General features: G+C 36.4%; 9 protein-coding genes. 3 read left to right on the top strand and 6 right to left on the bottom strand.

Annotated features, from left to right (window positions below; all coding sequences use genetic code 11):
* Nucleotides 1–64: 64 nt before the first annotated feature.
* Nucleotides 65–853: an enoyl-CoA hydratase gene (locus tag F0362_RS04595; RefSeq protein WP_149889672.1), complete on the bottom strand. Its 789-nt coding sequence runs from the start codon at nucleotides 851–853 to the stop codon at nucleotides 65–67.
* 322 nt (nucleotides 854–1,175) lie between these two features.
* Between F0362_RS04595 and F0362_RS04590 the strand changes: the two genes are divergently transcribed.
* Complete coding sequence (locus F0362_RS04590; protein WP_149889671.1) at nucleotides 1,176–2,534, top strand: O-antigen ligase family protein; 1,359 nt, start codon at nucleotides 1,176–1,178, stop codon at nucleotides 2,532–2,534.
* Nucleotides 2,535–2,649: 115 nt separating this feature from the next.
* On the opposite strand, the gene F0362_RS04585 is transcribed toward F0362_RS04590, so the two are convergent.
* On the bottom strand, nucleotides 2,650–4,119 hold the full coding sequence (locus F0362_RS04585) for a SulP family inorganic anion transporter (RefSeq protein WP_000486660.1): 1,470 nt from the start codon (nucleotides 4,117–4,119) through the stop codon (nucleotides 2,650–2,652).
* Between the two features lie 187 nt (nucleotides 4,120–4,306).
* Between F0362_RS04585 and F0362_RS04580 the strand changes: the two genes are divergently transcribed.
* A complete protein-coding gene (locus F0362_RS04580) occupies nucleotides 4,307–4,771 on the top strand; it encodes a hypothetical protein (RefSeq protein ID WP_000955010.1) in 465 nt (154 codons plus the stop codon).
* Nucleotides 4,772–4,806: 35 nt separating this feature from the next.
* Here F0362_RS04580 and F0362_RS04575 read toward each other — a convergent pair whose 3' ends face one another.
* The 4 genes from F0362_RS04575 to F0362_RS04560 all read right to left on the bottom strand — a co-directional run bounded on the left by F0362_RS04575 (nucleotide 4,807) and on the right by F0362_RS04560 (nucleotide 14,069).
* Nucleotides 4,807–6,363, bottom strand: coding sequence for a fatty acid--CoA ligase (locus F0362_RS04575; protein WP_000281987.1), 1,557 nt, complete (start codon nucleotides 6,361–6,363; stop codon nucleotides 4,807–4,809).
* Nucleotides 6,364–6,746: 383 nt separating this feature from the next.
* Complete coding sequence (locus F0362_RS04570) at nucleotides 6,747–8,237, bottom strand: coproporphyrinogen III oxidase (protein WP_002047350.1); 1,491 nt, start codon at nucleotides 8,235–8,237, stop codon at nucleotides 6,747–6,749.
* Nucleotides 8,238–8,378: 141 nt separating this feature from the next.
* Nucleotides 8,379–12,812 carry a SpaA isopeptide-forming pilin-related protein gene (locus F0362_RS04565; RefSeq protein ID WP_253265936.1) on the bottom strand — a complete coding sequence of 1,478 codons (4,434 nt, stop codon included), beginning with the start codon at nucleotides 12,810–12,812 and terminating at the stop codon, nucleotides 8,379–8,381.
* Nucleotides 12,813–13,196: 384 nt separating this feature from the next.
* The gene (locus F0362_RS04560; protein ID WP_000640434.1) at nucleotides 13,197–14,069 is read right to left on the bottom strand and encodes a Cof-type HAD-IIB family hydrolase; all 873 of its coding nucleotides are present in this window, start codon (nucleotides 14,067–14,069) and stop codon (nucleotides 13,197–13,199) included.
* Between the two features lie 134 nt (nucleotides 14,070–14,203).
* Here F0362_RS04560 and F0362_RS04555 point away from each other — a divergent pair, with 134 nt between their 5' ends.
* Nucleotides 14,204–14,821, top strand: coding sequence for a DNA-3-methyladenine glycosylase (locus tag F0362_RS04555; RefSeq protein WP_016090877.1), 618 nt, complete (start codon nucleotides 14,204–14,206; stop codon nucleotides 14,819–14,821).
* Nucleotides 14,822–14,860 lie beyond the last annotated feature (39 nt).

Below are 14,860 nucleotides of genomic sequence, written 5' to 3'. Positions count from 1 at the left end.
CCGAATTAACGGGCTAATAATGAGTGGGAGGTGAACAAAATCTCCTACTCATTAAACTTTCACTTTATTCCCCTTTAAATACTGGTAGACGTTTTTCTAAAAACGCAGCAATACCTTCTTTATGGTCAGCTGTTTGTCTCATCGCATATTGACCGCGTTTTTCAAGTTGCAACGTTTGTTCTAAATTAGAGCGATTGACTTCACATAAAATTTGCTTCGTTTGAATCATCGCCTTAACCGGTTTCTGTAACCATTCATTAATTTTTTGCTTCACAGCCGTTTGGAAATCCTCGCCAATTACTTTATCAATTAAACCGATATCTAACGCTTCTGTTGCCGATAATTTCTTGCCTTCCCAAATAATTTGCTTCGTCATATTTTCACCGACGCGCTTTTGTAGGAAGAAATGACCGCCACCATCTGGAATTAAAGCGATTCCAATAAAGTTCATCGCAATAACTGACGATATATCTGCCATCACATAATCAGCAGTTAATGCAATACTTAATCCAAGACCAGCAGTTGGTCCATGAATTGCACTAATCACAAGCTTCGGCATCGTATATAAAGTTACAACGACTTCAGAAATGGTATTCATAATACCGTCAAACTTGCTTTCATCATTACTTGAAAGCATCGATTTAATATCCCCACCCGCAGAAAAACCACGGCCGTTCCCGCATAGTACAACAATATGCGCAGAACTCTCCGCTACTTCTTTCAACTTTTGTAATAGCTCTTTTAACGTTGGCTCATCTAATGCATTTAACACTTCTGGGCGATTGACCATCACCGTTGCTACGCTTCCTTCATATTTCACAACCACAGATTCTGTTTTACTCGTTACTTCCATCATATACCCCTCTTTTCTACATAAAGATTATACTTATATAATTATAGAAAACAGGTAAAAAATCCTTCTTTTTTCTTAATTTTCTGTCTAATAATCTCACAATTTGTATATATCCTGTATAAAACATACCATTTCGTTAAAAAATATAGCAATCAAAGTCCGTTTATCCATACCTTTCATCTATCTATCATTACAATAAAATAATGTCTTCTTGCATGTAATGCTTAAAAATTAATATTGAAATTCATTCGCCTTACTATAAAAAGGTATTTATCCCCTCACTCAGGTGCTGAAATAAAAGAATGAAGAAATGGAGGAACATATGGTTAATAAGTTGAAACAGACGGATAACTACTTCCCACATTTCCTACTGCTATTCATTGTGTTTCAACCAATTTTAGATTTACTAACATCTTTTTCAATCTATGTATTACATATGAGCACAACAGTCGGAATCGTAGTCCGTTTCGCCTTTATGCTTCTTGCATTAGGGTATCTACTTCTTCATCACAAACAACAAGGTGCGAAAAAATACATTCTCTACTTATGCTTACTTGGAACTGTACTCACAATCGGCCTTGTTAATAATTTAATGGTCAAATCTCCCGTTTCTTTCGGAGAAGAAGTGAAATTTATTTTAAAAAGTGTATATCCAATGGTACTACTGTTTGGGTATATTATCGCTCTTACAGAGTTAAAAAATAACGAATATGCGTTTCATAAAATCATTATCTATTTCTTATATGCAACGTTAATTTTGAGCATCTCAATCATTGTGGCTATGTTGACTAGTACAGATTTCCCAAGCTATCCGAACTCAAAGATTGGTTCAAGGGGATGGTTCTTTGCTGGAAATGAGTTAAGTTCCATTTTCGCCATTACGTTCCCCATCGTTGTCTTGTACTCAATTCATAAAACAACTTCTTTCTCGAAAATCTATTACTGGATTCCAACTGTACTTGCGATGTATGCAAGTATTATGATTGGAACGAAAGTAGGCTATGGTGCCATTGTTATTACACTTGGTATCGCTCTTTTTTTCTTATTCATTGAATATATTATTCATCGTAAAAAAGAAGGAAAAGGATTCACATATCTTGTAAATACAATTGTTGTCGCTATCGTATTAGGAGGTATACTCATACTTACACCATATACTCCTATCGCCAAAAACATGAGCATCCATTTACAAATATATAAATATAAAAATTCAGTACAAGAAGGAAAGGAAATTAAGGAAGAACGTGAGCAGGGTGAACTAACAGACTCTGAAATGAAAAGTTTAATTTACAGTGATCGTGACAAGTTTTTAAACGTATACAAACAATACTATAAGGACGCACCCCTATCTCAAAAACTATTTGGAATGGGCTACGCTGGTAACTATACAACTACACCTAAGTTAGTCGAAATGGATTTCTACGACCTATTCTTTGCATTCGGCATTGTTGGATTCCTTATGTATTTGCTGCCGCTTCTTTATTTCGGTATTAAAATATTCATTCGCATCATTACTAACTTCAAAAAACTATTAAATGTAAAACACATGCTACTAGCTAACACACTCGTCCTATCGCTCGGCATCGGCTTTATGTCTGGTCACGTATTAACAGCACCAGCCGTAAGTATTTTCTTCGTTGTTATACTTGCTTATATGATTGTTGACTTGGGAATTGAATAACAAAAAGAAGGTACTCTGAAAAGTCCGTTATACTGGATTTTCGAGCACCTTCTTTTTATTTCATTCGTGTTTTACATACTCTAAATTTTCTTTTGCGATATTTTTATTATACCGTCTAAACACCTAAAAACTTCAATTTCTCTTTCTGTTCGTCGTTCGCCATTACTACAATTGTTTTTTCAATACTTGGATGTACTTGTTCAAGCGTTACACTCGCTCCAGCTTTATTTGACTGCTCAACAAAATTTAATAATGCCATCGCTCCTGACACATCCATATAGCGCACATCTTTCATACGTAAAACAATCGGTGACTTCACATCTTGTAAAGTAGTAAAAATACGATCTACTGATAAGAAAGAGAGCGGTCCTTGAATCGTATACGTTGCTTCTCTTTCTTTTACAATCGAAGTTTTACGTTCTTTACATTTCACAATGTATAGGATGAAGGAAAGAATAATCCCGAATGCAACAGCGATCATTAAATCAAACTTCACTGTAACGATCATCGTTACGAGCATAACAATAACATCACCTTTTGGCGCTACATGCATTTTCTTCATGCTTTCCCAATCGAACATTCCAATACCCGTTAAAATTAAAATACCTGATAATACAGCAAGTGGAATGTATTGTACGACTGAACCGAGTCCCATAATGAAAATAAACAATATAACACTATGCATACTTGCCGAAAGCGCCGTTTTACCGCCACTTCTTATATTAACGATAGATCGTACAGTCGCCCCTGCACCTGCTAATCCGCCGAACAATCCGCTCATCATATTACCGATACCTTGTCCGACAAGTTCTTTATTACTTTTATGACGTGTACCTGTCACATTATCCATTACGACTGACGTTAATAAAGAGTCAATCGAACCTAATAAAGCAATACTAAGCGCTGGTAAAATAAGTTCTGCTAATCCTGTTCCACTTAAAGATGGAATATGAAGCGTAGGCATCGCTTCTGGAATCGTTCCAATCTTTTCAATTACTTTATTTAGTGAAAGATTTCCGATAATCGGTACCTTCACTGTAAGCCCTTCTAACAATGAAGAAAATAAAGGCAACAACGCAGTCACACCGACTAACGCAACTAAACTAGATGGAATGGCCTTAATCCATTTTCCAGAAACAATCATTACAATGATCGTTAATACTACGAGCAGAAAACTATTTTGCACGTGTTTTATTTCACCTAAAATAATAATCAATGCAATACCGTTCATAAATCCTGAAACGACAGGATACGGAATATATCGAACGTAAGAGCCTAGCTTACATACCCCGAATAAAATTTGAAAAAGTCCCGCCATCATAAATGCTATAAAACTCGCCTCTAACCCGTGCGTCGCAATAACTCCTGTCGCGATAACCGTAATCGGTCCAGTTGGCCCAGTAACCTGACCAGGTGTACCACCAAATAACGCTGCGAATAAACCTGCAAAAATGGCACCATACAATCCGACCAGTGCTCCTTCAGACGTTCCCGTTGCCGCAATACCAAACGCAATGGCAAGTGGCAACGCAACAATCGCAACCGTAAATCCTGCTAAACATTCCTTTGCAATTTTTTGAAACATAAAATAACCACCTTCATATAAAGTCCACGTTCCATTGTACACCTAAAAAGATTTATTCGTTAGCGTACTTTTTACAGTCTCGTGAAGTAAACGTATTCAATGAAAAGTTTCCCCCTTACCTTTGGAAACAATTGCAACTATGCTATAATGAACAAATTAAATCTTTTACTATATACTTGGAGGCACTATGCTAACTTTTGAAGAAAAATTATCGATCATTGAATCTTTCCCTGAATTAGAAAGAAAGAACGTATCATTAAAACGCGTAAACTTTCACTTTGAAGAAAGTCGTTTAGATAAAAAGAACGTTGTATATCATTTACACCCAAATGGAAACGGATTTGTATATGCAAGCGGTATTAAAGGTTACAAAACGGACGATAAAGGTATGATTAACATCCGTGAATTTTCAGCGGAAGAATTACGTTCAGTAATTGAGCAATCAATTGAACTATTATCACAAGAAGAAGTAGTAATCCCTGCAGAACCTGCGAAAGAAGAAGAATGGCATAACGAAGATGGTCATATTCTTACTCTTATATCAGAGGATGACATGTGGAACGTTTATGCTGGCGTAAACTTAGACGGTACATTCAACTCTTATCCAGAAGCAGCGGAATACCTTGATGAAGAAGGTTTTTCACGTAAATAATAAAAATGCCTTTCCAAATTGGAAAGGCATTTTTATTATTTTTTCGTACCTTTTAACGACTCTCTCAACACAAATTTCTGCAGTTTCCCACTCGCATTACGAGGAAGTTCATCCACAAATAAATAATGACGTGGGCGTTTATAATCTGCTAATTCATCACTTTCTTTACAATACTTTTCTAAATCAGCTTCTGTGATTGTTTCATCTTTCTTTACAATAACGGCTACAACACGTTCTCCCCATAATTCATCAGGTTCACCAAGCACTGCAACATCTAATATACCAGGGTGACTATGGAGGTAATCTTCAATTTCACGAGGATAAATATTTACACCACCGCTAATTACCATATCATCCACGCGATCTGCAACGAATAAATAGCCGTCTTTATCAAAGTAACCTAAGTCACCTGAATGATACCATCCTTTATACAGCGATTTTGTGTTTGCTTCTTCACGATTATGATAGCCAGCCATCATAGTCGGACCGCGCAAAATAATTTCTCCCACTTCATAAGGAGGTAATACATCATCTGGCTCTGCAGGTGCATCTTCGTTCGGCTTTACAATACGAATTTCATGGCTAAAACATGGCGTCCCTGCTGAACCAGCTTTCGTAATTTGATCCTCTTCCACGAGAAACGCAACAACTGGCCCCATTTCTGTCATTCCGTATATTTGGACGAGATCAATATAAAGACGTTCTTTACATTCCTTCACTAAAGCCGGTGCCATTGCTGCTCCGCCATATATACCAATTTTCATCGAAGTTAAATCATATTGGGATAAATCTTTTTGCAGCAACATATTCCACATCGTCGGTGCTGCAAAGAACGTTGTAATCTTCTCTTCTTGAATCGTATGTAATACTGTTTCAGTATCAAAGTGATGCAAAATAACATTCTTTCCGCCAACTTGAATGCGCGGTATAATCCCAGCATTCAACTCACCACAATGATATAAAGGTGCTACTACAAGCCCGACACTATCCCTGTTATATTTTAAGAAATACGTACAAATCATACTATGCTCAGTCATTTCACGATGACGATGCAATACGCCTTTCGGATGCCCTGTCGTACCGCTCGTATAAAGCATAGAGCAATAATCCATTTCATCAATTTCGATATCTACTTTCTCAGAAGATGCTGCATTTACTTTTTCATGGTAGGAGCTTGCATAGGAAGGTTTATCGTCTTCTACATACCAAAAGGATGTATTTGGAAAATCCCTTTCAATCATAGCAACAGTTGACTCAACTGCTTTTTCAAAGACAACTACTTTCGAGGATGCGTCCTGAAGAATATAAGATACTTCTTTCGCTTTTAAGCGGAAATTAATTGGATTAAAGATTGCACCAATTTTTGCACAAGCTAAGTAAACGTTTACAAATTCACGACAGTTATATAAGTAAACAGATACACAATCTCCCTTTCTTACTCCCTCTTCTAATAGAGCGTGCGCCGTTTTATTTATTTGTTCATCCCACTGTTTATACGTCCAGCGAATATTTTTTTCTGGTTCCACTAACGCCTCTTTATTCGGATACTTACCAACAGATAAATCAAAAATTCTCCCTATCGTCATGTACATGCCAACAATTTCCCCCTTTTCTCTTTCATAAATCTATCATTTCGTCTATAAGTAGACATTGTCCTCTATAAAATTGACTAATTTTTCTGATTATTATCGACATAGTTTTACAAATGGAGGTATGTTTTTATTCACTTCTCAGTAAATAAAATTATATCGGCGTTTTTTTGAATATATCGACCGCAACTTGAAATATATCAGCGATTTTTAAAATATATCGACCGCAACTCAATATATATCAGCGATTTTTTGAATATATCGACTTACCGACAAAAACTGACAAAATAAAACGAAACTTTAATCGGGTTTTTACAGGCAGCCTTCCCCCCGCAAATAGCCGGATAAAAAAGAGACTGTTCCAAATCGGAACAGTCCTCTTATGCTTAAACAAACAGCTCTTCTAAAATTTTCAGTTTATCTTCTGTATATTTTACAAAGCCATCGTTATATGATTTTGGATCTTTCGGATTCGCGAAATGCGTAATTGCGCCCGTCTTCGGATGAACAAACTTACTTGAAGCACCACAGCCAAGCCCGATAATCGATTGTACTTCTTCCATTATGACAATGTTGTAAATACTTTCTTGCGTAGGCATTGCATAACCAACGTTCTCTAAGTTACCTAAAATATTCTTTTGACGATATAGGTAATATGGTACGTAATTATGCTTTTGCGTCCACTCTTCTGCTTCGTGCATCATCGCTGTAATTTCTTCGCGACCAGCTACTTTATATTTACGTTTGTTTTGCGTCATTTCAGAAGCACGTTTAAATGATAACGTATGAACTGTTAACGATTCTGGCATTAACTTTTCTGTCTCATCTAACGTGTGCTTGAAGATATCTAGCCCTTCACCAGGAAGACCAATAATTAAGTCCATATTAATATTGTTCATTCCCATTTCACGAGCTAAGTGATACTTCTCAATTGTTTCTTCTACAGTATGATGACGCCCAATTGCTTTTAATGTCTCTTGATGGTATGACTGCGGATTAATACTAATACGGTCAATATTCCATTTATTTAACACTTCTAGCTTAGCTGGCGTAATTGTATCAGGGCGACCTGCCTCAACTGTTACTTCACGCACATTTTTCACATCTGGGAACGCTTCATACATTTCTTCATACAGCATATCCATCTCTTCTGCTGTAATACTTGTCGGTGTACCGCCGCCGTAATAAATCGTCGTAACTGTTACACCTTTTTCTTTTAAAAACTTACCAATTTCACGAACTTCATAATGTAAACCACCTAAGAATGAATCAACAGAGCCTTGGCGTCCGTTAATTGCATAAGCCGGGAATGTACAATATGCACATTTTGTTGGGCAGAATGGAATACCGATATAAATACTTACTTCCTCTTTCAAACGGTATAAATCCGGAACTACCGCTAATTGGCAATCCACAATACGCTGAAGAAGTTCAATTTTCTCTTCATGAATTAAATAGCTTTCACGAAGCTCTTGATGCGCTTCTTCTTTTGACATACCATTTTGAAGCATTTTATGAAGAAGTTTTGTCGGACGAACTCCTGTTAAAATGCCCCAGCTTTGTTCAAGACCAGTTAACTGCTGAAGAACAGAAAGATATACATAAGAAACAACGTGCTTCACTTGCTTCATACGCTCTTTCTCATCTGTGAAAGCAGATAAATCTTTTGCGAACGTTTCTTCATACACATTTCCAGTAGCAACATCTGTTAAACGAGCAGATGCTTTCACATTCTCTTCAATGTGTATATCAACGATAAGATTTGCTTCCTCTTGTTCAAATCCAATCGTACTATCTTCAAAAAATAAGCCGCCAATATTTTGTAGCGGACGTAAAAAACGATCATCTTGTAACGTTTTAATTGAAATTAACAACATTATCACCTTTTCATTTGCAAACTCTCTTTAGTTTACTTGAAGGGCGTTTGCAGGTCAATACAGAAGGTTTTACCTTATTCCTTCTATTAATAACTTAAAGGCATAAGAGATAACATTTCTCTTATGCCTTTTATACATCTATTAACTATTTTTAGTCATAAATCTTAAACGTATTCCTAATAACACAAGAACAAAACCAACGAATGGGAGATAGTTCATATCATGTCCTGTGGCTGGAAGTTGTTGATTATTAGAAGAACCTTCCCCTTTTTCGGGTAAGTTAGGCTTCTCTGTTCCTTCACCTGGTGTTTCTGTTCCTCCACCTGGTGTTTCTGTTCCTCCACCTGGTGTTTCTGTTCCTCCACCTGGTGTTTCTGTTCCTCCACCTGGTGTTTCTGTTCCTCCACCTGGTGTTTCTGTTCCTCCACCTGGTGTTTCTGTTCCTCCACCTGGTGTTTCTGTTCCTCCACCTGGTGTTTCTGTTCCTCCACCTGGTGTTTCTGTTCCTCCACCTGGCTCTTTTTGATTTGTAATTTGAAGTTTTATAACTTCAATTTTTTGATTAGAAATCGTAAACTTAACTTCCTTATTAGATAAAGTGTATCCTTCTGGAGCCTGTACTTCTTTTAAAATGTAATCTCCTGGTTCAAGTTTCTTGGAAATTGCTTTACCATTTTTATCTGTTGTTAATTTGTCTATTTTCGTTCCGTCTTTCAAAATTTCAAAAACTGCGCCTGCTAATATTTTATTTGTATCATTCGCATCTACCTTTGTAATTTCTACTTGACCTGTTATTTTTTCTTTCACTTTTTCATTCAATACTTCTTGTTTTACTAATTCATTTGCTACGATGTTTACTTCTACTGTCACTTCCAGCGCCTTATAACCTTCTGGCGCTTTCGTTTCCTCTAACGTGTATTTTCCTGGCACTACGTTTTCGAATTTCACAACACCATCTTTATCTGTTGTTTTCATTTCTCCAACTACTTGACCACTTTCGTTTTTCAGTATAAATTCTGCGCCTGCTAGAACTTTTCCACTCTCTGCATCCTTTTTGATTACTTGTAAGCTTCCTAGTTCTTTCGCGTTTTCCACTTGTACTTGTACTACTTTATTTGCTTCTACAACGACTTCAATTTCTTCTTTTAACAACTTATATCCTTGTGGTGCTTTCGTCTCTTTTAATGTGTACTTCCCTGGTTCTAATTTCTGAGAGATTACTTTACCTGTTTTATCTGTTCGTAATGTCTCTACTTTTTTACCATCTTTATACACTTCGAATTCTGCGTCTGATAATACTTTCGCTTTATCATTCGCATCTACTTTTACGATTTCGAATTGACCTGTTACTTTTTCGTTCGTCACTTCTTGTTTTACTACTTCATTCGCTACGATGTTTACTTCTACTGTCACTTCTAGCGCTTTATAACCTTCTGGCGCTTTCGTTTCCTCTAACGTGTATTTTCCTGGCACTACGTTTTCGAATTTCACAACACCATCTTTATCTGTTGTTTTCATTTCTCCAACTACTTGACCACTTTCGTTTTTCAGTATAAATTCTGCGCCTGCTAGAACTTTTCCACTCTCTGCATCCTTTTTGATTACTTGTAAGCTTCCTAGTTCTTTCGCATTTTCTACTTGTACTTGTACTACTTTGTTTGCTTCTACAACGACTTCAATTTCTTCTTTTAACAACTTATATCCTTGTGGTGCTTTCGTCTCTTTTAATGTGTACTTCCCTGGTTCTAATTTCTGAGAGATTACTTTACCTGTTTTATCTGTTCGTAATGTCTCTACTTTTTTACCGTCTTTATACACTTCGAATTCTGCGTCTGATAATAGTTTCTCTTTATCATTTGCATCCACTTTTACAATTTCAAATTGACCAAGGCTCTTACTATTCGTTACTTTGACATCAATAACTTTTTCACCGTCAACTGTTACATGAATTACTTGTTTTGTTAACTCATAACCTTCTGGCGCTTTTGTTTCTTCTAACGTATATTCCCCCGGCACTAGTCCGTCTACTTTTACAATTCCAGACTCATCTGTTGTAATTCCTTCTTTTACAACATTTCCTTTCACATCTTTCAATGTAAATTGTGCGCCTGCTAAACGTTTCGTTTGATCTTTATCATCCATTTTAATAATTTGTAGAGAACCTAAGATTTTTTCGTTTTCTGCCTCTATTTTTACTACTTCTTTCTCGTTTTGAATTGTTACTTTCCATTCTTTATTAGAAAGTTTATAGCCCGTTGGTGCTTTCGTCTCTTTCACTGTGTATTCACCTAATGGTAATTTCGGTGACATCACTTTTCCACTCTCATCTGTTTTCAGTTCCGCTACCTTTTCACCATCTTTATACACTTCGAATTCTGCGTCTGATAATACTTTCGCTTTATCATTCGCATCTACTTTTACGATTTCGAATTGACCTGTTACTTTTTCGTTCGTCACTTCTTGTTTTACTACTTCATTCGCTACGATGTTGACTTCTACTGTCACTTCCAGCGCTTTATAACTTTCTGGCGCTTTCGTTTCCTCTAACGTGTATTTTCCTGGCACTACGTTTTCGAACTTCACTACGCCATCTTTATCTGTTGTTTTCGTTTCTCCAACTACTTGACCACTTTCGTTTTTCAGTATAAATTCTGCGCCTGCTAGAACTTTTCCACTCTCTGCATCCTTTTTGATTATTTGTAAGCTTCCCAGTTCTTTCGCGTTTTCCACTTGTACTTGTACTACTTTATTTGCTTCCACAACGACTTCAATTTCTTCTTTTAACAACTTATATCCTTGTGGTGCTTTCGTTTCTTTTAATGTGTACTTCCCTGGTTCTAATTTCTGAGAAATCACTTTACCTGTTTTATCTGTTCGTAACGTATCTACTTTCTTGCCATCTTTATACACTTCAAATTCTGCGCCTGATAATAGTTTCTCTTTATCATTTGCATCTACTTTCACGATTTCGAATTGACCTGTTACTTTTTCAGGGATTTTTTTATTCAACACATCTACAGTAATTACTTTATTAGCCTCTACATTTACAGGAACTGAACTAGATGATAGTTCATATCCTTTCGGGGCTTCTACCTCTTTTAATGTATATGTTCCAACTGGAAGTTGTTTTGATAAAGCTTCACCTTTACTGTCTGTAATAATTGTTTCGACAACTTTCCCATCTTTATCGATAACATCAAATTTTGCACCTGGTAGAAGTTGACCAGATTCATTATCTTTTTTCAACAATTTAAATTGGCCATTTTCAACTTTTTTCGTATTCTTCATAACAAGTTCAATTACGTTTGTACTATCAATTGTTACTTTTACTGGTGTATCAACTTTTATATATCCTTCTGGTGCACTAATTTCTTTTACAAAATAATCACCAAGTGGTAAATCTTTTACTTCCGCAATACCCTTTTCGTTTGTTGTAACAGTAGCCACAACAGTATTATCTTTGTCTATAACATCAAATTTTGCGTCTTTTAAAACAATGTTTTCATCGTTTTCATCAACTTTTTTAATTTGTAAATTTCCTTTTTCAGCTGCTGGCTTATTCCACTTTGGCCAGTTAAATTTAAAGTTATGAACCTCAAATCCATCTCTTTGGTGTAATCCTCCAACATAGGCTTGTCCATTAATAGAACCACCTTTTGTCTCTACAACTGCATTAGGTGCAAACACACTACCTACTACACCATAACCTTTAGTTGTTATCTTTGTAGCATTAGGAAACACCCAAATTACCTTACTAGCTAACTCAGTAAAAGATGAATTAGGGTCGTATGCTTGAGATGTATTAATTAAGTCTGTTGCCATCCCAGTATTTCTTGTATCATACAAAATTGCACCGCCACCAAAACTCACTTCTTCTGCATCTGAATAAATAACAATGAAGTCTTTATTCTCTACATTTGGAAGATAAACGTCTTTTACATCAAATGTTTTCTTTCCCGTTTGGCCTGAAGAGACATAAATATTAGGGTTGTTTACATCTTCACCGATTCCAAAGCTCATATTAAGTGTTGGCTTATCAGTGTGTAATTGGCCCGCATCCCCGATTACACCATCAACGTCTTTTCTAAATTCTTTAAACTTAGCATCAATCTCCGCTTGCTCTTTATAAGAGATACGGTCATATGACGTTTTCATTGCGCCATCTGGGTCACCGTCTTTTGTCATGGCCACTGTTCCATCTTGAATAATTACTTGTCCTGCTCCCGCTTTCGTAAATTGACCGCCTAGTAATAATGATGGATATCCTTCATCTACCCAAGTTGCTCCAGCTAAGTTATTTGCTCCAGTTGCAGCCGCTACGACTGTATAACTTGATGCGTTCATATTTTTCTGAACAGCCATCGCACCTTCAATATCCGCACTCGTTGCACTATGATCTCCAAAAATGATGGCGTTGTAATAAGATACATCACCTAAACCTTTTAATTCTGTTGTAGCTGCCTCTGCTTTAAATGGTAAATGGATTAAAAAATTCATACATATTAGTAATACAACTATTAAACTACTACTTAACTTTTTAATTTTTTGATTAAATGATTTCCTCAAGAAATTCATTCCCCCTTTTAAACTTCCTAAAATCATAAAAAGAAACACATTTCATATGTGCCAGATCTTACTCACATTAACTTAAAATAATCCATTTAAATAAAACAAAGAAACGCTACAACTAATTAATAAAATTACTACAATTCATTTTTGAAATAATACGTGAACTACACTATCATGCGGAAATGTTTTACATACGGGAGCCCAATAAAATTTATCTGAAGAATATTTCATGTGGTGTAACTATTTTGGGAACATCATCCACTTTACATTAGTTTTCTAAAGGATTCAAGTGAATTGTATAGATTTCATACACAATTCACAACCTAAAACGCTTTCATTCCTTTTAGTAAGTTCAACAAAAAAACGTAGCCACAAAGCTACGTTTTTCTTTCATCGTTTCGGTGTATTTTTATGGTTTTTCAAAAACGGAAGTGGGAATTGCTTACGGAAATGCTCTTTAATCATATACTCTACACCGTTCTCACTATTTGAACGTGTAATCCAATCTGCCGCTTGCTTTAACTCTACAGGCGCATTCCCCATCGCTACCCCGAGTCCAACGTTTTCAATGACCTCTAAATCTTCCATGCTATCCCCAATCGCAACCATTTCATTTAGCGAAATATTTAAATGCTCTCCAAGCAACTGTAATCCGCGTAACTTTGATACATTTTGCGGCAAAATTTCTATTCGTTTTGCGTCACATTCAACATACTCTATATCTTGGAATGCTTTTCTTAGCGTAGTTAGCCCTCTTTCCTTTTCACCTTTACTATGGAAAACAACATCAATTTTTGGTGCCGCTACCGGATGATCACGAAGCGCATCGCCTAACGAATCTACAAATTGAACTGGATAAAATAACGGATCTGCGCTTGATAATACAGTACGCGCAATTAAGTTTGGTGTATTTCTCTCCCGGTTTCCGATTGAAAACCGCTCATGAGAAATGCGTACATTACAATCAAAGTGCTCTAACACTTGCACAATGTTAAAAGTCTTCTCTTCAGATAATCTTCTTTGAACGTAAGGCTTATCTAACGTTGCTGAAACGAAAGCACCACCGTGTGTCACTAATATAGAATCTAATTTTAACGCCTTTGCTACTTTATGAGCGGATTGAAAATTACGGCTCGTAAATAATGTAACGTATACATCTTTTCTTTTCACAAATTCAATTGTTTCTCGTAATCCTTTTGCGATTTTTCCGTTATTGTATAGTAGTGTCCCATCTATATTAAGAGCTAGTAAGCGATAAATCATGTCGCACTCCCCCTCTTCGCTGTTGTACTCTATCCATAATTTATGAAATAAATGTAGCAAATAGAACGAGTTAGAATTACTACTGAAAATTTGGTTTACTATATACATATACACTCAGTAAAGGAGATAGTACAATGCAGGCACCACCTTCTTTTTACGAAGGCGACACGTTAGAAGTCGCAAAGAAATTACTCGGCCAAAAACTCGTTCATATTGTAGACGGAATAAAACGAAGCGGCATCATTGTAGAAGTAGAAGCATATAAAGGCCCAGATGATAAGGCCGCACATAGTTATGGCGGCAGACGAACGGATCGTACAGAAGTCATGTATGGCGCACCGGGGCATGCTTACGTATATTTAATTTACGGTATGTATCATTGTTTTAACGTCATTACAGCGCCAGTTGGCACCCCGCAAGGCGTTCTCATTCGAGCGCTTGAACCTGTAGATGGGATTGAAGAAATAAAACTAGCGCGCTACAACAAAACAGACATTACGAAAGCACAGTACAAAAATTTAACAAACGGTCCTGGCAAACTATGCCGTGCACTCGGAATTACTTTAGAAGAACGCGGCGTATCATTACAAAGTGATACGTTACATATTGAACTCGTTCCAGAAGAAGAACATATGTCATCACAATATAAAATAACAGCAGGACCTCGTATTAATATCGACTATGCAGAAGAAGCTGTGCATTATCCGTGGCGGTTTTATTATGAGGGGCATCGGTTTGTTTCAAAGAAATAAGCGATATCAACGATTTTTCAAATATATCTATCGTAACTT

This window comes from Bacillus sp. BS98 (genome assembly GCF_008432245.1).
Classification (GTDB): domain Bacteria; phylum Bacillota; class Bacilli; order Bacillales; family Bacillaceae_G; genus Bacillus_A; species Bacillus_A toyonensis.
This window is presented reverse-complemented; position numbering and strand designations above follow the sequence as displayed.

Coding starts and splice junctions, on each gene's coding strand:
- F0362_RS04595 (WP_149889672.1), bottom strand. CDS start 853: ATGGAAGTAACGAGTAAAACAGAATCTGTGGTTGTGAAATATGAAGGA.
- F0362_RS04590 (WP_149889671.1), top strand. CDS start 1,176: ATGGTTAATAAGTTGAAACAGACGGATAACTACTTCCCACATTTCCTA.
- F0362_RS04585 (WP_000486660.1), bottom strand. CDS start 4,119: ATGTTTCAAAAAATTGCAAAGGAATGTTTAGCAGGATTTACGGTTGCG.
- F0362_RS04580 (WP_000955010.1), top strand. CDS start 4,307: ATGCTAACTTTTGAAGAAAAATTATCGATCATTGAATCTTTCCCTGAA.
- F0362_RS04575 (WP_000281987.1), bottom strand. CDS start 6,363: ATGTACATGACGATAGGGAGAATTTTTGATTTATCTGTTGGTAAGTAT.
- F0362_RS04570 (WP_002047350.1), bottom strand. CDS start 8,237: ATGTTGTTAATTTCAATTAAAACGTTACAAGATGATCGTTTTTTACGT.
- F0362_RS04565 (WP_253265936.1), bottom strand. CDS start 12,812: ATGAATTTCTTGAGGAAATCATTTAATCAAAAAATTAAAAAGTTAAGT.
- F0362_RS04560 (WP_000640434.1), bottom strand. CDS start 14,069: ATGATTTATCGCTTACTAGCTCTTAATATAGATGGGACACTACTATAC.
- F0362_RS04555 (WP_016090877.1), top strand. CDS start 14,204: ATGCAGGCACCACCTTCTTTTTACGAAGGCGACACGTTAGAAGTCGCA.